This is a genomic window from Corallococcus caeni, assembly GCF_036245865.1.
GTDB lineage: Bacteria > Myxococcota > Myxococcia > Myxococcales > Myxococcaceae > Corallococcus > Corallococcus caeni.
In genome coordinates this window covers 360,086-377,253 of record NZ_BTTW01000008.1, presented here as the reverse complement: position 1 = coordinate 377,253, position 17,168 = coordinate 360,086, and the positions used below count along the sequence as shown (strand labels likewise).

The 17,168-nt window shown below is 71.3% G+C and carries 16 protein-coding genes; 7 read left to right on the top strand and 9 right to left on the bottom strand.

Going from position 1 to position 17,168, the window contains the following annotated elements; translation table 11 throughout:
• Window positions 1–3 precede the first annotated feature (3 nt).
• The 4 genes from AABA78_RS30810 to AABA78_RS30795 are packed head-to-tail and all read left to right on the top strand — an operon-like array spanning window position 4 to window position 4,484.
• Complete coding sequence (locus tag AABA78_RS30810; protein ID WP_338268632.1) at window positions 4–945, top strand: ornithine cyclodeaminase family protein; 942 nt, start codon at window positions 4–6, stop codon at window positions 943–945.
• 22 nt (window positions 946–967) lie between these two features.
• Entirely contained in the window at window positions 968–1,936 is a 969-nt protein-coding gene (locus tag AABA78_RS30805) for an isopenicillin N synthase family dioxygenase (RefSeq protein ID WP_338268630.1), read from the top strand.
• A gap of 8 nt (window positions 1,937–1,944) precedes the next feature.
• Window positions 1,945–3,300: a hypothetical protein gene (locus AABA78_RS30800; protein ID WP_338268629.1), complete on the top strand. Its 1,356-nt coding sequence runs from the start codon at window positions 1,945–1,947 to the stop codon at window positions 3,298–3,300.
• Between the two features lie 2 nt (window positions 3,301–3,302).
• On the top strand, window positions 3,303–4,484 hold the full coding sequence (locus AABA78_RS30795) for an ATP-grasp domain-containing protein (protein ID WP_338268627.1): 1,182 nt from the start codon (window positions 3,303–3,305) through the stop codon (window positions 4,482–4,484).
• A gap of 58 nt (window positions 4,485–4,542) precedes the next feature.
• Here AABA78_RS30795 and tmk read toward each other — a convergent pair whose 3' ends face one another.
• On the bottom strand, window positions 4,543–5,199 hold the full coding sequence (gene tmk / locus AABA78_RS30790) for a dTMP kinase (protein ID WP_338268625.1): 657 nt from the start codon (window positions 5,197–5,199) through the stop codon (window positions 4,543–4,545).
• Window positions 5,196–5,534: a hypothetical protein gene (locus AABA78_RS30785; RefSeq protein ID WP_338268623.1), complete on the bottom strand. Its 339-nt coding sequence runs from the start codon at window positions 5,532–5,534 to the stop codon at window positions 5,196–5,198. Before AABA78_RS30785 ends, tmk begins: the two co-directional genes overlap by 4 nt.
• Window positions 5,535–5,747: 213 nt before the next feature.
• On the opposite strand from AABA78_RS30785, the gene ribB reads away from it, so the two are divergent.
• The gene (gene ribB / locus AABA78_RS30780) at window positions 5,748–6,875 is read left to right on the top strand and encodes a 3,4-dihydroxy-2-butanone-4-phosphate synthase (RefSeq protein WP_338268620.1); all 1,128 of its coding nucleotides are present in this window, start codon (window positions 5,748–5,750) and stop codon (window positions 6,873–6,875) included.
• Between the two features lie 79 nt (window positions 6,876–6,954).
• On the top strand, window positions 6,955–8,325 hold the full coding sequence (locus AABA78_RS30775) for an MFS transporter (RefSeq protein ID WP_338268618.1): 1,371 nt from the start codon (window positions 6,955–6,957) through the stop codon (window positions 8,323–8,325).
• Window positions 8,326–8,331: 6 nt separating this feature from the next.
• Here the strand turns inward: AABA78_RS30775 and thrC are convergent, their stop codons facing one another.
• From thrC to greA, 5 genes are all read right to left on the bottom strand, one after another.
• Window positions 8,332–9,663 carry a threonine synthase gene (gene thrC, locus AABA78_RS30770; protein ID WP_338268616.1) on the bottom strand — a complete coding sequence of 444 codons (1,332 nt, stop codon included), beginning with the start codon at window positions 9,661–9,663 and terminating at the stop codon, window positions 8,332–8,334.
• Window positions 9,660–10,226, bottom strand: a complete 567-nt coding sequence (locus tag AABA78_RS30765) for a hypothetical protein (protein ID WP_338268614.1) — start codon at window positions 10,224–10,226, stop codon at window positions 9,660–9,662. The genes thrC and AABA78_RS30765 overlap by 4 nt, the downstream gene beginning before the upstream one ends.
• 108 nt (window positions 10,227–10,334) lie before the next feature.
• Window positions 10,335–10,970, bottom strand: coding sequence for a protein-L-isoaspartate(D-aspartate) O-methyltransferase (locus AABA78_RS30760; RefSeq protein ID WP_338268613.1), 636 nt, complete (start codon window positions 10,968–10,970; stop codon window positions 10,335–10,337).
• Window positions 10,971–11,059: 89 nt separating this feature from the next.
• The gene (gene recG / locus AABA78_RS30755) at window positions 11,060–14,014 is read right to left on the bottom strand and encodes an ATP-dependent DNA helicase RecG (protein WP_338268610.1); all 2,955 of its coding nucleotides are present in this window, start codon (window positions 14,012–14,014) and stop codon (window positions 11,060–11,062) included.
• A gap of 111 nt (window positions 14,015–14,125) precedes the next feature.
• Complete coding sequence (gene greA / locus AABA78_RS30750; RefSeq protein ID WP_338268609.1) at window positions 14,126–14,638, bottom strand: transcription elongation factor GreA; 513 nt, start codon at window positions 14,636–14,638, stop codon at window positions 14,126–14,128.
• A gap of 185 nt (window positions 14,639–14,823) precedes the next feature.
• Here greA and AABA78_RS30745 point away from each other — a divergent pair, with 185 nt between their 5' ends.
• On the top strand, window positions 14,824–15,354 hold the full coding sequence (locus AABA78_RS30745) for an FHA domain-containing protein (RefSeq protein WP_338268607.1): 531 nt from the start codon (window positions 14,824–14,826) through the stop codon (window positions 15,352–15,354).
• Window positions 15,355–15,372: 18 nt separating this feature from the next.
• Here the strand turns inward: AABA78_RS30745 and AABA78_RS30740 are convergent, their stop codons facing one another.
• Window positions 15,373–16,326, bottom strand: a complete 954-nt coding sequence (locus AABA78_RS30740; RefSeq protein WP_338268605.1) for a hypothetical protein — start codon at window positions 16,324–16,326, stop codon at window positions 15,373–15,375.
• A 312-nt stretch (window positions 16,327–16,638) separates the two neighbouring features.
• The gene (locus AABA78_RS30735; protein WP_338268603.1) at window positions 16,639–17,124 is read right to left on the bottom strand and encodes a hypothetical protein; all 486 of its coding nucleotides are present in this window, start codon (window positions 17,122–17,124) and stop codon (window positions 16,639–16,641) included.
• Window positions 17,125–17,168 lie beyond the last annotated feature (44 nt).

Genomic DNA, 17,168 nt, shown 5'->3' with positions numbered 1-17,168 from the left:
GCGATGGCTGCCTTCCTTCCCCACGACGTCGTCTCCGCGCACGGGAACCTGCCCCGGCTCGTGCGCGAGCTGGAGGCGGCGCTCACGGAGGGCCTGCACGAGCGCGTGCAGGTCCCGCTGCGCGTCGCAGTCCCCTCGGCCACCCGGCACGCCGCGTTCGTGTCGATGCCGGCCGTGGCGGAGCACCTGGGCCTCTACATCAACAAGGTCGCGACCCTCTTCGAGCGGGCCGCGACGGATCCGCTGCCCACCATGAACGGCGTGGTGGCGGCGTTCTCCACGCGCACGGGGGAGCTGCTCGCGCTGCTGGATGGCGCGGCGGTGACGGAGCTCAAATGCGCCGCCGTGTCCGCGCTGGTCACGGACCTCTGCGCGCGCACGGACGCCCGGACGCTGGCGGTGGCGGGGGCTGGCGCGCAGGCCCGGCAGCAGGTGGCGGCGGTCCGCGCGGTCCGCCCCATCCAGGAGGTGCGGCTCTGGGCGCGCAACCCCGCCCGGCGCGGCGCGTTCGCGGCGGACCTGCGCGCGTCGCTGGGCGAAGCGGTGCACGTCGTCGCCTGCGCCTCATTGGAGGAGGCCCTCCGTGGCGCGGACGTGATTGGCACCGCCACGTCGTCGAAGACACCGCTGGGGAGCTTCGAGGGCCTCTCCCCCAGCGTGCACATCAACTGCATGGGCGGACACACCGTGGAGGCGCGGGAGGTGCCGCTCGAACTGCTGCGCACGTCGACGGTCATCGTCGAGGACCTGGCCACCGCGCTCGCGGAGGCCGGGCCGGTCCATGCCAGCGCCATCACCCTGGGGCAGCTCGTGCGGAGGGACAGCGGTCCCCTGCGCGCGGGCCGCACCGTCTTCAGCTCCACGGGCCATGCCTTCCTCGACGTCCTCACGGTCGCGCACGTGTTGCGCGAGCTCGAGGGACGGCACTGGCCCGCGAAGAGCTGAGCCATTGAACCTGGAGGAGCACATGATGAAGGAGTTGCCCCGAATCGATTTGACGTCCGCGACGCCAGGGTCCGAAGCGGAGCGCCGGGCGGCGTTCGAGATCGACCGGGCCTGCAAGCAGGTGGGCTTCTTCACGTTGAGCGGCCACGGCATCTCGCCGGCCGTCTTCGAGGACGCCTATGCCCTGTCGCGGGCGTTCTTCCGCCAGCCGCTGGAGGCGAAGAACCGCTGCCGGTTGCAGTCCGGCTTCACCATGGCCGCGGACGACTACACGCCCTACGGCTACAGCGGCATGCTGGAGGAGAACGCCTTCGCGTACATGGGCCGCAAGGGGCTGCCTGGCGACTACGTGGAGAAGTTCAGCGTGGGCCGGCTCATCGAGGACGACGCCGCGAGCCTGCCGTTCAGCGCGGACGCGGAGGGCCAGCGGCTGCGCGCGGCGCTCAAGGTGTACTTCCGCGAGTGCGAGGCGCTGACGGCCCGGCTCACGGAGCTGTTCAGCATCGCGCTGGACCTGCCCCGGGACTTCTTCGCGAAGAAGACCTCCGCCTCCACCGACTCGCTCCGCTCCCTGCTCTACCCCCAGCTCAGCCCGGAGCTGATCAACGACCAGGGCATGGGCGAGCACACGGACGGGACGCTGCTGACGATGCTGGCGCAGACGGGGCCGGGCATCCAGGTGAAGGAGCGTGGGGGCGCGTGGATCACCCCCACGCTGGAGCGGCGGGACCACCTCATCGTCAACATCGGCGACCTGATGGCCCGCTGGTCCAACGACGAGTACGTCTCCACCCCGCACCGGGTCATCCTGTCCGGCGGCGAGCGTCAGTCCCTGGCGTTCTTCAAGCTCGCGAACGACGACGCGCTCATCGAGTGCTTCCCGAAGTTCTGCAAGGACGCGCCCGCGAAGTACGAGCCCGTCGTCTACAAGGCCTTCTCCCTCCAGAAGATGAACGCGCTGTTCGGTGTCGGCGACGCCGGACGCTCCTGAGGCCACCCATGATCGGTGAATTCAACGAAGCGTTCCTCGCCGCCCTGGAAGAGGGGTGGACCCCCGCGCGTGACGCCACGGCGCAGGCGAGCACGATGGCCGCGATCCACGACCTGGACTCGCCCATGTACGAGAAGAGTCAGTTCGCGCACCCGATCCTCTTCAGCCAGGCGGAGTTCGAGGAGCTGAGCCAGGCGTGCCGTGCCCTGCTCTCCGCGCAGCTGAAGCTGATCAACCACCTCATCGACACGCGCTCGCGGGAGGGCCTGCTCGACCTGCTGCGGATGCCTCGGCACCTCGCGCGCTTCATCCACTGGGACAACCTGCGCCACGGCGACGCGACGATTGGCCGCATGGACGTCGTGCCCACGCGGCAGGGGTACTTCTTCTGCGAGTTCAACATCTTTCCCGGCGTGGGCGGCGGTGAGGCCTACGAGGGCTCCCGCGCGGCCACCGCGGCGCTGGGCTTTCCCCAGGCCGGGTTGATGGACAGCCCGCTGCGGGACCTCGCCGTGCTGTACGCGAAGGAGTGCCGGAAGCGGGAGCTGCGGCGGGTGGTGATCCTCGACTCCAGAGGGCACTCGGGCCTGGGGTATCCGCGCCAGGAGTACCTGAAGCGATATCTCGAAGAGCTGAACCCGGGCGTGCAGGTCCACATCCTCGACGAGGTGAGCTACCCGGAGGCGTGGCTGAAGCGGGAGGAGGCGGAGCGCACGCTCATCCACCGCATGTTCACCTACGAGGAGGTCACGGACGGCTTCGCGTTCCTGGAGAAGCTCTGGGCGAGCGGCGCGGTGCTCACCAACGGCTTCGAACCTGAGCTGCGCATGAGCAAGCGGTTCCTCGCGCTGCTGTGCGAGCCGGGCCACCAGACGCTATTCAGCGACGAGGAGGTGGCCGCCATCCGGAGGTACCTGCCCCACGCCTTCTCGCTGTCGGAGGAGAACCTGGCGGCCGCGCTGCGCGACAAGAGCGGGCTCGTGTTCAAGATCGACGACAGCAGCTCCTACGGCGGCGCTGGCGTGCTGATGGGGACGGACTGGTCCTCGGAGGAGCTGGAGCGGAGGCTGCGTGAGCCGGGCGTCGAGCGGTGGATCTGCCAGCGCGTCGTGGAGGCGGAGAGCGTCCGGCTGCGCGCCGGGGGTGACACCGCACCGGAGGAGTACCGGCTGGTGCTGGGCTTCTACTCCTACGGCGGCAGGACCAACGGCTTCCTGGTGCGAGGCAGCCGCACTTCCAAGGTGGTGAACATCACCAGTGGAGGCAAGCTGGGGTGGGCGTTCGTCGTGTCCGAGGAAGGACGCCAGGCCTTCATCCGTCACGCGCGGGGCCGCGTGGAGGACTTCTCTTCAAGGAGCGCATGACCATGGCGGCGAACCTCATCCTTCTGGGCGCACGGCAGTTCATCACGGAGCGGGCGTGGCAGCTGGGCCTGCGGCCGTTGATCATCCAGCAGCCGGGGCTGTCGGATGACGTCGTGAACCGGCAGTCCGACCGGGTCCTGCTCATGAACTACGACGACCCGGCGCTCATCCCCATGCTGAAGGCCGCGCACGCCGTCACCCCGTTCGTGAGCGCCATCACCGTCGCGGAGGAGGCGCTCATCCCCTGCGCGCGCATCAACGAGGCGCTGGGCCTGCGGGGGACGCCGCTGGATCTGGTGGAGAAGACGCGCGACAAGCCGGCCATGCGGCGGGTGCTCGACTCCGGCGGGTTCTCCCCCGTGCAGTGGGCCGCGGTGAAGACGCACGAGGACGCCATCGCGTTCGCCGGGCGTCAGGGCTATCCGTTCATCCTCAAGCCCGTGGACGGCGTGGGCAGCATCGACGTGCGGCTCGTCCGCTCCGCCGCGGACCTGGATGGCGTGCTCAACGGCCGTGCGTCGTGGATCGCCGAGGAGTACCTGGACGGCCCCGAGTACTCCGTGGAGTGTTTCTCCTTCGCGGGGCGCCACATCATCCTGGGCATCAACGAGGAGACGAAGAGCACGGACCCCAACGCCAGCGCGTTCCTGGAGGTGGCCCACCAGGTCCCCGCGCCGATGCCCCCGGAGCGCGACCGCGAGGTGCGGGACTTCATCCGGAGCTTCCTGGACGTGCTCGGCATCCAGGACGGGCCTTCGCACACGGAGCTGAAGTACACGTCGCGCGGCCCGCGCATCGTGGAGACGCACACGCGGCTGGGCGGCGACCGCCTGTGGGACATGGTCCGGCTGACCACCGGGCACGACCTGCTGGACATGACGCTCCAGTGGGCCATGGGGACGCTGAAGCCCCTGGAGGCGGATCCGGTGCCCCGGGGCGGCGCGGCCATCCAGTTCTTCACGCCGCCGCCCGGCAAGCTCAAGCGGCTCAACGGCGCGCACGCCCTGCGGCGCATTCCGGGAGTCGTGGAGATCTCGCTCCAGGTCGAGCTGGGCACCACCGTCCGGCAGGCCCTGAAGTCGGAGGACCGAGCGGGCTTCGTGATCGCCTACGCGGACACCGTGCAGCAGGCGCAGGCCGTGTGCAGGGAGGTCAGCCAGCGGCTCGTGTTGGAGACCGCTTGAGGCGAGGCGTCCTCCGGCGCGGCGGTGGGTGTGAACTCCGCCGCGTCGGTCGGGGCTCTCAGCGCTTGCGCGCGAGGACCTGCCGCACTTCCACGAGGCACGCTTCCGTCACGGCCTCCACGGACAGCTCACCGTCGATGTGCACGATGCGCTCGTGATTCTCTCGCAGCTCGATGGCCTTGAGGTACTGGATCGCGATGCGGCGCTGGGCCTCGTCCGCCTCGAACAGCTCCGCGGGGCCTCCGCGCACGGCCCGGCGCGTCGCCGCGACCTTCGGGTCCACGCCCACGAACAACGTCAGGTCCGGCGACACGGCGTGCGAGTTCACCTCGTCCACCCACGCCATGGGCAGGCTCGCCCCCTGGTACGCCAGCGAGGACAGCACGTAGCGGTCGCACAGCACCACCTTGCCCTGCTCCAGCGCCGGCAAAATCCGCGCGTGCAGGTGGTCCGTCCGGTCCGCCGCGAACAGCAGCGCCAGCGTCTCCTGCGCCAGCGGTCCCCGGCCCTGCGGCAGGCCCAGGCGGCCCGTCAGCGCCTGGCGCAGCATCGTGCCCACCGGGCCATCCGAGGGCTCGCGCGTCGTCACGACGTCGTGCCCCTCCGACCTCAGCAGGGATGCCAGACGCTCCGTCTGCGTGGTGGTGCCCGCGCCGTCCAGGCCCTCCAGCACGATGAACCGCCCCGGAAGGGCGACCTTCCTCGCGGCGCTCACCGGGGGAGGAGTGCGGCAGGGTTGTCCAGGTGCAGCTCGCGGCGCAGCGCCAGCAGCGCCTCATAGCGCTGGAGCTCGTCCACCAGCACCTTGCGGCCCTGGCGGTAGCTGCGGAAGCCGTACACCAGCAGCCCCAGCGCCAGGAGGGTGGCACCCCAGGCGAGCACCGGCGTGCGCAGGGAGTCGTAGAACAGCTTCCCCGCCGCCCCTGAAATCAGCATGAAGGCGATGACGGAAACACCCGCGTGGGTGAAGTGGGTAGTGCTCTGCCGGGTCGCCAGGCTGTCCTGCAGCTGGTTGAACCGGGCCCGCTTGTCCTGGATGTCTGCGCTCACGGAACCGAGCATCCTACATCAGGGGCTCCAGCCCGTCGAGTCGCCGGCCGGGCCACGCCACCTACATGGGCGCCCCGTCACAGGTTTCCCTCATCCCAGCCATTGAACGGACGCACGCTCGCTTCCCGGGCATGGCTTGCCACCCCACCCCCCTCGCGTTACATGCCGCCCACCATGCCTCTCCACGCCGTCAGCAGGATGAGCCCCTCCGACATGAGCCGAGACTCCGAGTTGAACACCATCGAGGAGGCCATCCGCGACATCCAGGCCGGCAAGTGCGTCATCGTCGCCGACGACGAGGACCGCGAGAACGAAGGCGACCTCATCATGGCCGCCGAGCTGGCCACCCCGGAGCAGCTGGCCTTCATGGTCCGCCACACCAGCGGCATCATCTGCCAGCCCATGCTCGCGGAGCGGCTGGACGCGTTGCGCCTGCCGCAGATGGTGTCGGAGAACACGGAATCCCACCGCACCGCCTTCACCGTCTCCGTGGACTTCCGCCACGGCACGACCACCGGCGTCTCCGCCAGCGACCGCATGAAGACCATCCGCGCGCTCGCGGACCCGAACAGCACCGCGGACGACTTCCTGCGCCCCGGCCACATCTTCCCGCTGCGCTACCGCGAGGGCGGCGTGCTGCGCCGCGCGGGCCACACCGAGGCCGCCGTGGACCTGGCGCGCCTCGCGGGCCTGCAGCCCTCCGGCATCCTCTGCGAGCTGGTGAAGGACGACGGCACCATGCAGCGCATGCCGGACCTGAAGCAGTTCGCGCGCGAGCACAACCTCAAGCTCATCACCATCGCGGACCTCATCCAGTACCGCAGCCGCAAGGACCGGCTGGTGCGCCGCGAGCCCGGCCAGAGCGTCGTGCGCACCCGCCACGGCGAGTTCACCGCCCTCACGTACACGTGGACGCCCGACGGCGCGAAGTCCCTGGTCCTGGTGAAGGGCGACCCCGCGAAGGCCCAGCCCGCCCCGCTGGTGCGCCTGCACGGCGCCTGCGCCCTGGGTGACGTGTTCGGGTCACCGGATTGCAAGTGCAACCTGCTGCTGGACCGCGCGCTGGAGAACGTGGCGCGCGAGGGCAACGGCGTCATCGTCTACCTGCCCGGCATGCACGGCAACGACTTCGGCATCCACCACAAGCGCGCGGGCGACGGCAGCAACGCGTCCGTCAGCCTCGCGGCCAACGAGTCGCGCGACGTGGGCATGGGCTGCCAGATCCTCACCGACCTGGGCGTGAGCGCCATGCGCGTGATGTCCAACACGGACATGACCTACCGGGGCCTTTCCGGCTTCGGGCTCACCATCGAGTCGCGCCTGCCGCTCACGGTGGAGTAGCGAAACCCGGGAGGTTCGCCGGACGCCCGGTGTCAGAGCGGAGTGGCAGGGTTCGTGGCCACTCCAGTTCGACCCGGGCATGCGAACCTCCCTCCCCCAGCCACCGCGAGGCCGTGACAGCGGGCCGCCGCCCTTCTCCCGGTTCGTGCTGCTGTGGCTGGGGCAGACGGTGTCGGGCATGGGCTCGCACCTGAACGGCTTCGGCCTGAGCGTGTGGATGTATGAGCACACGCGGTCCACGTCGCTCTACTCGCTCATCGCCCTGGCCGCCTTCGCGCCGGGCGTGCTGGTGGCACCGCTGCTGGGCGGCGTGGTGGACCGGCACGACCTGCGCAAGGTGATGATGCTGGGGCACGCGGGCGGAGCCGTCTGCACGGTGCTCATCGCGCTGTTGCTCTGGTTGGATCGCCTGAGCGTGGGCGCCCTCCTCGCGCTCGTCGCGGCCGGCGCCGCGTTCAACAGCGTCCAACGCCCTGCCTTCACCAAGGCCACGACGCTGATGGTGGGCCCGGAGCAGCTTCCGCGCGCCAATGGCCTCATGCAGCTGGGCCTGGCGCTGGGCTACATCGTCGCGCCGCTGCTGTCCGGCGTCCTGCTGCCCCTCATCGGCGTCACCGGCCTGCTGATCATCGACGTCATCGCGGCGGCCCTCTCGCTGGCGGTGCTCCAGTCCCTGCGCGTGCCCGCCGCACCACCGACGGAGGCAGCGCCGGTGAAGGCGTCCCTGGGAGTCCGCGCGCTCCAGGACGCCGCAGTGGGCTGGCGCTACATCCGCGAGCGGCCGGGCCTCCTGGGGCTCCAGGTCCTCCTCACGCTGATGAGTTTCAACCTGGGCATCCTCCAGGTGCTCGTCACGCCCCTGGTCATGTCCTTCACCGACGTGCGCACGCTGGGCGCGGTGATGACCGCGGGCGGCGTGGGCATGCTCGCCGGAAGCCTGCTGCTGCTCGCCTGGGGCGGGGCGCGCGGCGTCTGGACCGTGCTGGGGTTCGTGCTGCTCCAGGGCCTGTTCATGGGGCTGGGCGCGTCACGTGCGTCCGCGTGGGGCGTGGGCGCGGGCGCGTTCGGCGTCCTGTTCACCGTCCCCGTCATCATGAGCTGCAACCAGACCCTCTGGCAGCGCAAGGTCCCCACCGGGTTGCAGGGCCGCGTCTTCGCCGTGCATGCCGCGCTGTCCGGCGGCGCCATCCCGGCCGCCTACCTGCTCTCCGGACCGCTCGCGGATCACGTCTTCGAGCCGATGATGGCCGTGGGCAGCCCCCTGGCCTCCGCGCTGGGCCCCTGGGTGGGGGGCACGGGGCCGGGCCGGGGGATCGCCCTGTTCTTCCTGCTGCTGGGCGCTGCCACCGTGTTGCTCGTGGCGGCGTGCACGCTCCTGCCGAGCGTCCGCCGCGTCGAACAGGCCCTGCCCGACGCGCTGCCGGAGCCGCTTCCCGGCCTTACTTCCTGAACGGGCTCAGCCCAGGTCCTTCAGGGCGGCGCGCACGGCGGACAGGTCCGCGGGCAGTTCCACCGGCGGGTTCGCGAGCGCGGCCTTCACGTCCGCCAGCGTCTGCCGGTGGTAGCCCACCTTGAAGTCCGCGAACTTCAGCCCGTGCGCGGTGGCCACCACCGCGACGCTGGCGCCCTTCGCCATCACGCCCGACGCGGCCAGCTTCTCCACCGCCGCCAGCGCGACGCCCGTCTGCGGACAGGTGAAGGTGCCCTCGCGGTCCGCCCGGGCCGCCGCGTTGGCCAGCTCCGACTCCGACGCCTCCTCCACCACGCCGTCGAACGCGCGCAGCATCCGCACCGCGCGGCGGAAGGACACCGGGTTGCCAATCTGGATGGCGGACGCGAGCGTCGCTCCCGCCTGCATGGGCACCAGGTCCTGGAAGCCACCTCGGAAGGCGCGCGCCAGGGGGTTGGCCCGCTGCGCCTGCGCCACCGCGATGCGCGGCCGGCGGGTGATGAGCCCCAGGTTGAACAGCAGGTCCAGGCCCCGGCCCAGCGCACTCGCGTTGCCCAGGTTGCCGCCCGGGATGACGATCCAATCCGGCGGCTCCCAGCCCAGGTCCTGGCACAGCTCGATGGCGATCATCTTCTGGCCCTCGATGCGCAGCGAGTTCATCGAGTTCGCCAGGTACAGCCCCGTGTCCGCCGTCACCGCCTGCACCAGCTTCATGCAGCCGTCGAAGTCCGTGTCCAGCGACAGCACGCGCGCCCCGTTGGCGATGGGCTGCACGAGCTGCGCGAGCGACACCTTGTTCTTCGGCAGGAACACCACTGCCGGGATACCCGCCGCCGCGGCGTACGCGGACAGCGCCGCGGACGTGTCGCCCGTGGACGCGCACGCCACCGCGCGGATGGGCGTGCCGCGCGAGCGCAGGTGCTTCACCGCGGACACCAGGACGGTCATCCCCCAGTCCTTGAAGCTGCCCGTCGGGGAGACGCCGCACTCCTTCAACATCAGCGAGCCCAGCCCCAGCTCCGCCGCCATGCGGGGCAGCGGCTTGAGCGGCACGCGCCCCTCGCCCAGCGAGACGATGTCCTCCACCGGCAGCTCGGGCAGCGCCCACTCGCGCTTGCCCCACACGCCCGAGCCGTCCGGCAGCCGGGAGGTGGCGAAGCGGGACTCGAAGCGGCGCTTCCACTCCGAAGCGGGCACGGCGCGCAGGGCGGCCTCGTCGTGGGCCACCTCCAGCAGTCCTTCGCAGCGCGGGCAGCGGTAGACGACCTCCCACAGCGACGCGGTGAAGCCGCAGCCCTCGCTGCACACGTAGCCCGCCGTCAGTGCCGGAGCCGTCACGCCTCCGCCTCCACCTTCGTGCCGCACGCCACGCACGCGCGGCCCGGCCAGGCCGGCACGTGGCAGGAGGGACAGGGCACGCGCTCGCCCTCGTCCGCGCCCTTGCGCTTCGCGGTCGTCTGCGCCGCCACCTTGACGCGGGGCAGGCGCATGCCGCAGCCGTCACACAGCAGGCCCTCCGCCTGGACGTGGCGGCAGTAGCGGCACGTCACCGCGCCCACGGGAGCGACGGTGCGCACGCCGTCGTCCTGCGCGCGGCCCGTGTCCAGGTCGGTCATCTGCGCGACGGGCACCTCGCCCGTGACGCCCGAGCGGGTCAGCTCCAGGTCGGGCACGGACATGGCCGGCAGGTCCGGCCCCGAGCGCAGCCGCGTCAGGTCCAGCTCCGGCAGCACGGGCGCATCCACGGGCACCCGGCCACCCGCGTGGTGCGTCAGCTCCAGCTCCGGCAGCGGGGCCACGACAGGGTCCGGGGTGTTCACGAGGCCAGGAAAGCGCTTGCCGCAGCCTTCGCACTCTTCGCCTTCCGACTGCACGTGGTCGCAGACCGGGCAGATGATCATGGACGGGACGTTACCGGTCCCCTCCCCTCACGGCAACGCGACCCGGGACGCAGGCAGTGGGCGTGCAGGCGTGCGTCCTTCCGCACCCGCCAGCACCGTCGGCTCGCGTCAGGTCGGAACCGAGGCCTGGCCCGTCATGGGCACGAAGCGCACCGGCAGCAGGCGGTCCACCCGGGGCAGCATCCCCGGCTGGCCCCGGCGGAGGCGCAGCAGCTCCTGCGCCTCGTGCGTGGGGCCCACGGGGATGACCATGCGCCCTCCGGGCCTCAGCTGCCGCAGCAGCTCGCGGGGAATCTCCTCCGGCGCAGCGGTGGCGATGATGGCGTCGAAGGGCGCGGCCTCGGGCCAGCCCAGGGAGCCGTCGCCCTCCCGGAAGAACACGTTGGTGAAGCCCAGCCGGTGCAGCAGTCGCCGGGCGGGCCGGGCCAGCTCGCGGACGATCTCCACCGTGTAGACCTCGCGGGCCATCAGCGCGAGCACCGCCGTCTGGTAGCCGGAGCCGGTTCCAATCTCGAGCACGCGCTCGCCGCCGCGCAGCCCCAGGGCCTCCGTCATCAGGGCGACCACGTAGGGCTGGCTGATGGTCTGTCCGTGGCCGATGGGCAGGGGCACATCCTGGTAGGCCGCGTCCCGCTCACCCTCGGGCACGAAGTCCGCGCGGCTCAGGTTGGCGATCGCCGCGAGCACCCGCCGGTCCCGGATGCCCTGCCTCGCCAGATACTCCGCTCGGCCCCAGTCTCCCATCGCGTGTGCCCCCTCGTGCTCCTCCAGGGAAGAGTAAGCACGCCAACAGTCCGGGCCAATCCGGTGGGCGGACGCAGGCCTCCCCGGGCCTACCCTACCCGGGCGAGCGCGAGCCGGCCCTCCCAGCGCTCCTCCAGCGCCTTCACGAGCCCCTGGTGGTCCGGCTCCTGGAGCTTGGGGTCGGCGTCCATGATGCGCCGCGCCTCCACCTGGGCGAGCGACAGGAGGTCGCCGTCGCGCACGAGGTTCGCCACGGCCAGCTCCGGCAGGCCGCTCTGCCGCGTGCCCAGGAACTCGCCGGGGCCGCGGATCTCCAGGTCCTTCTCCGCGATGACGAAGCCGTCGCTGCTGCGCTCCATCACGCCCAGCCGCTCGGTGGACTCCCAGGAGCGCGCGGCGCCCGCGACGAGGAAGCAGTAGCTGGCCGCGGCGCCACGGCCCACGCGCCCGCGCAGCTGGTGCAGCTGCGACAGGCCGAAGCGCTCCGCGGCCTCCACGACCATCACGGACGCGTTGGGCACGTCCACGCCCACCTCCACCACCGTGGTGCAGACGAGCAGCTGGATGCGCTTGTCGCGGAACGCCTCCATCACGGCGTCCTTCTCCTCCGGCTTCATGCGCCCGTGCAGCAGGCCCACGCTGGCGTCGGGGAACACGACCTGCAACTTCGCCGCGCCCTGGGTGGCGTCCTCCAGGTCCAGCTTCTCCGACTCCTCCACCAGCGGATAGACGACGTAGGCCTGGTGGCCCTTGGCCAGCTCCGCGCCCACCGCTTCGTAGACGCGCGCGCGCTGCTCGTTATTGAAGACGCGCGTGGTGATGGGCGTGCGGCCCGGCGGGAGCTGGTCGATGATGGACACGTCCAGGTCGCCGTAGAGCGTCATCGCGAGCGTGCGCGGGATGGGCGTGGCGGTCATCACCAGCACGTCCGGCGTGAGCCCCTTGCTCATGAGCGTGTGGCGCTGGAGCACGCCGAAGCGGTGCTGCTCGTCGATGACCACCAGCCCCAGCTTCTGGAAGGACACGCCGCCCTCAATCAGCGCGTGCGTGCCCACGGCCAGGTGGATGTCTCCCTTCGCCACGGCCTCGCGCACCTCGCGCTTGTGCTTCGCGGTGCCCGCCGCGCTGATGAGCCCCACGCGGAAGCCCAGCGGCTCCAGGATGCGGCGGAAGGTGCGCTCGTGCTGTTCGGCCAGGATCTCGGTGGGGGCCATCACCGCCACCTGGTAGCCGTCCTGCAGCGCCACCATGCCGGCCACGAGCGCCACGGCCGTCTTGCCGCTGCCCACGTCGCCCTGCACCAGCCGGTTCATCGGCTCCGGGCGCGCCATGTCCCGCGCGATGTCGCCCACCACGCGCGCCTGCGCGCCGGTGAGCTGGAAGGGCAGCGCGGCGCGGGCCTTCTCCAGCCGCTCCGGGGTGACGTCGAAGGAGATGCCCTCCTCCGCCTTGATGCCCTGGCGCTTCAAGGCCATGCCCAGCTGGAGGAAGAACAGTTCGTCGAACGCGAGCCGGCGGTGCGCGGGGCTCTGGTGCGCGTCCAGCGCCTCCAGGTCCGCGTCGTCCGGCGGGAAGTGGATGAAGCGCAGCGCGTCCGGCAGCCCCATCAGGTGGTAGCGGCGGCGCAGGTCCGCGGGCAGCGGCTCCTCCAGGTGGTGCGCGTGCTGCTCGCTGATGCGCGAGGTCAGCTCGCGAAAGGAGCGCTGCTCCCCGCGCTCGAAGCCCGGGTAGACGGGGACGATGCGGTGGAAGTGGACGGAGGTCGTGTTCTCCAGGTCCTCGGCGGGCTCCAGCTCCGGGTGGGCCATCTCCCGGCCGTTCATGGAGGCGCGCACCTCACCGGAGAGCACCAGCTGCTTGCCCACGGAGAAGCGGCTCTTGAGCCACGGCCCCGCGTTGAAATAGGTGGCCGCGATGCTGCCGGACCGGTCCCCCACGACGGCGCGGAACATGCGCTTGCCACCGCGTCCCGGGACGAAGTCCGCCGTCTTGACGGTGCCCACCGTCACGCCGCGCTCGCCGGGGATGAGCTCCGCGATGGTGCGCAGCCGGCGCCGGTCCTCGTAACAGCGTGGCAAGAGGAACAGGATGTCGCCGGTGCGGCGCAGACCCTTCTTGTCCAGGACGGCGACGAGGCGCGGCCCCAGCCGCTTGCCCAGCGTCTTGAGCGGCGCGGACAGCGGGCCCGTGCGCGGCGCGATGGACAGCAGCTTCGCCTCCGAGCGGGACGCCTCCGCGCCCACGGCCTTGGCCTTCTTCTTCCGGGTCTTCTCCGCGGGTGCGCGCTCCGCCGGCGGCGCGCCCTTGCGAGGGTCGGTGCCCGTCTTCGCCACGGGAGCGCGGGCCACCGCGTTGCCGGAACCGGCGGAGGCGGCGCCACCGGCCGCGGCCATGCGCGCACCGTAAGGCAGGGGTTCGTTCCGGGCAGGGACCAGGGCCCCGCCACGCGAGGCCGTGCCCTGCGCCGGGCCTGGCGCTCCGCCACGGGAGGCCGCCATGCGCGCGCCGTAGGGAACGGGCTCGCCCCGGGCCGGGCCCGCGTTGGCACCCGGAGGTGTCGCGGTCCGCGCTCCCGACGGAAGCGGCTCGGACACGGGGTCCTGCGAACGCCAGGGCGGCACGGTGTTGCCGCGCGCCTCCATTGTCCCCGGCGGCGGCGTCAACCGGCGACGGGGCGGCGCGGGGAGCAGCTCCCCTTCGAGCAGGTGCGCCCGCTCCGGCGCACGCGGGAACCCCGCCGCCACGGCGTTGATCTCCCCCGTGACGACCACCCGCTCCAGCTCCTCCGGCAGCGCCACGCCGCTGAGCTTCAGCGCCCCCAGCACCTGGCGCAGCGCGGCCTTGCGGTGCTCCGGGGGCGCGGGCGGATCCACGTGCGGCAGCGCCGCCCTCAAGTCCTCCAGCGCCCGCGCGTCCACGCCCCCGGCCGCGGCCAGGGTGCGCTCCATCAGGGTGCGCAAGTCCTTCACGGTCCCGAGCTGGGCGAAGTCACGCTGACACGCGTACTTGAGAGGTCCAACGAGGCTGGCGAGCGGGTGGTTCACGCGGATTTTCCAGCCTCCATCCTACGAAGCACGCCTGACGCCGCGCGGAAAACGAAACCGGGGGAGCGAGCCCAGGCCCGCCCCCCCGAAGGACATCCGGCCAGCCGGGCTTCAGCTCGCGCTGGCCGGCTCTTCCTGCGGATCCTCGAAGCTGATCTTCACGACCTCCAGCTCGCGGACGCCGCCGGGGCTCTGCACCGTCGCGACGTCGCCCACCTTCTTGCCGATGAGCGCGCGCGCCACCGGAGAGGTCACGGCGATCCACCGCTTCTTCAGGTCGGCCTCCGTCTCCCCCACCAGGCGGTAGCTGATGGTCTTGTCGTTCTCCGTGTCCACCAGCTCCACGGTGGCGCCGAAGACGACCTTGTCGCCGCCCAGCTTCGCCGGGTCGATGACCTCCGCGCGGGCGATCCAGTCGCCGAGGGTCAGGATGCGCCCCTCGATGTGCGACTGCTTCTCCTTGGCCGCGTGGTACTCGGCGTTCTCACGCAGGTCGCCGTGCGCGCGCGCGACCTCGATCTCACGCGAAATCTTGCCCCGCTCCACGGACTGGAGGTGCTTCAGCTCGTCCTTGAGCTTCTGCAGACCGTGAGGGGTCATCGGGATGTTGTCGCTCCCGCTCATCGAACCACCGCTCCTTCCATCACCTGGCTGCATGCATCGGAGGTCCGGCGCTCCCTCCTGGAACCCGGCCCGCGACTCGAAAGGGTCAATGTAGGGAACGAGCGACTCGCGGGTCAACGAAAGCCTCACCGTGACCGTCCGGTAGTGGCTGGGCGCCCGACGGCCGACCCGTTAGGCTGCCCCCCGTGTTGTCCGTCCAGGAATTGCGCGCGCTCGCCTCCGCCCTGCCCGTGGGCGCCTTCCAGCACCAGCTGGGCCCCTTCGCGCTGGTACAGCGTCCGCCGTCGGAGCTGTCCGCCGCCGCGCTCGCGCCCACCCGCATGGCGGATCCCGGCGACGTCGAGCAGGGCATGCTCGCCCTGCTCTTCGAGTTCGACGACCTGCTCGTCGCCACCCTCCCCAACCTCAAGGACTCCGACGTGCTGAGGATTGGCCGGAGGCTGGACTGCGAGCTGGTGCTGGACGACGCGTCCGTGTCCAAGCAGCACGCGGAGCTCAAGTGGAGCCGCGCCGAAGCGCGCTGCACCGTGCGCGACCTGGGCTCCACCAACGGCACCTTCGTCAACGCCAGCACCACCGGGAAGCGCGAGGTGCCGCTCAGGGGCGGCGACATCCTCAGCTTCGGCAACGTCCAGTTCTGGTACCTGCTCACCGACGCGCTGCACGAACGGCTGCGCGCGGGCGCGGCCTCCGGCCTGGGCTCCCACTCCGGCTGAAGGCCGCCCCGCTCCTCCTCAAGGACAGGCGCCGCAGTCCGCCGCGCACGCGTTGTACGTGTTGGACGTCCCGCAGGACTCCGTCACCTGGCAGACGCCGTCACCGCACACGGCCAGGTCCGCGTCGCGCACGTACGTGGAGAGCGGCTGGAAGGTGACCCCGCCCGCCGTGCAGCTCGCGAAGGCCCGCCCGGCCGTGCCATCCGGGGTGCACGCCGCCGAGCACTTCCCCACGTAGACGAGCGGCGAGCACGTCATGCGCGGCGCCCCGGAGCCATCCACCACCGCGCACGCGCGCGTGGTGCTCTGGTTCGCGGCGAGGGGCGGGTTCTGGCTGCCCGCGTAGAGGCCCTGGCCCTGGAAGAGGTTGCCGAAGAAGCACGACTCCGGCCGGGCGAACATGGCCAGCTCCTCCGAGGAGGAGGCAATCGGCTGCCCCAGCCCGTCCCGGCCCTGCACGGAGATGGGCACGCTCACGCCGAAGGGGTTGGCGTGCGCGGCGAGGCACGCGGAGACGATCTGCTGTTCCGCCAGCGTCGGGGGCGCGCCCCCGGCCCAGCCCGGCGCCAGGCCCAGCAGCCCCGTCCAGGTGTGCACCGTGTTCGTCGCCGCATGCGTGTACGCGCGCGTCTGCCCCGCGGGGACGGCGCAGCGCACGACGTAGCGCATGACCTCGTCCGCGAGCGCCGGATCCGCGCTGAACCACGACGCGAAGGCGGCCGTTGACAAGCCATTGAAAGACAGGCCGTTGAAGGACAGGCCATTGAATGACAAGCCATTGTACGACAGCCCGTTGGCGGACAGCTTGTTGTAGCTGAGCGCCGCCTGCTCCTGCGTGGCCAGTGAGTCCATTAGCGCGGGTTCGTTCGCGCCAGGGTCACAGCCCGCCCCCAGCACCGCCAGGGTCAGGACCCATGCCCCCACCAGCGTGCGCACTCCCGCTCCACGACAACCGTTCTCCATGTTCCCCATGTGTGCACCCTCCTGCCGCCTTGGGGTCCTCCGGCCGGACCCACAGTCATTCGGACGAGAAGGGCGTCAAAGACAAACGGGCGAGCAGCGCCCCCTCACGCACGAAAAGTGTGACCACGTTGTACGTGGGGCAAGGCACGAGAGGCACGGGAAACGCGGGAGCGAGGTCAGGGCCGACACTCGGGGCGTCTGGGGTTGAACGCGTGGGCCAGGGTCCATCCAGGAACGTGAAGGCCGTGGCCCTCCGGGGTGAGGGGACGCGTCCCTACCCCGGCGCCACGGCCGTCCGTTTCATCCGGTGAGAGGCTGGGATTACCGCTGCTGCGGCATGCCGAGCTTCACCTGGGCCTTGTTCAGCTTCAGGGTGGCCAGCTCGCGGTTGATGTTGGCCAGGTCCGCCTGGGTCATGAGGCCTGGATCATGTCCGCCCGGGGGGCCTCCGCCTCCGCCCGGGGGGCGCGGGCCTTCAGGGGCGACGGCGCCGCCGCGGCCCGGGTCCACCAGGGACATGCCGCCGCTGCTCTCCACGGAGGCCAGCGCCTTGAAGCCGGCGGTGGTGCTGGCCGCCTCCTTCTGGCTGAGCTGCTTCACCAACGTGAGCTTCCCGCTGCCCCGGTCGTACCGGTACATCCGGGTGCCCTTGGCGCCGTCATCCACGGCCACGTCCACAGTGCCGGTGGACTTCGCCGTCGCCGGGCTGGTGACGGGCTTCGCCACCGGGGCGGCCTTCACCGCCGGGTTCGGCGTCCTCGCCTGCTGGGCCCCGGCCTGCGCCGCCGACAGGGTGGCGATTCCCACGGCCATTCTTCCCACTGCGGACTTCCAACGCGTGATCATGATTC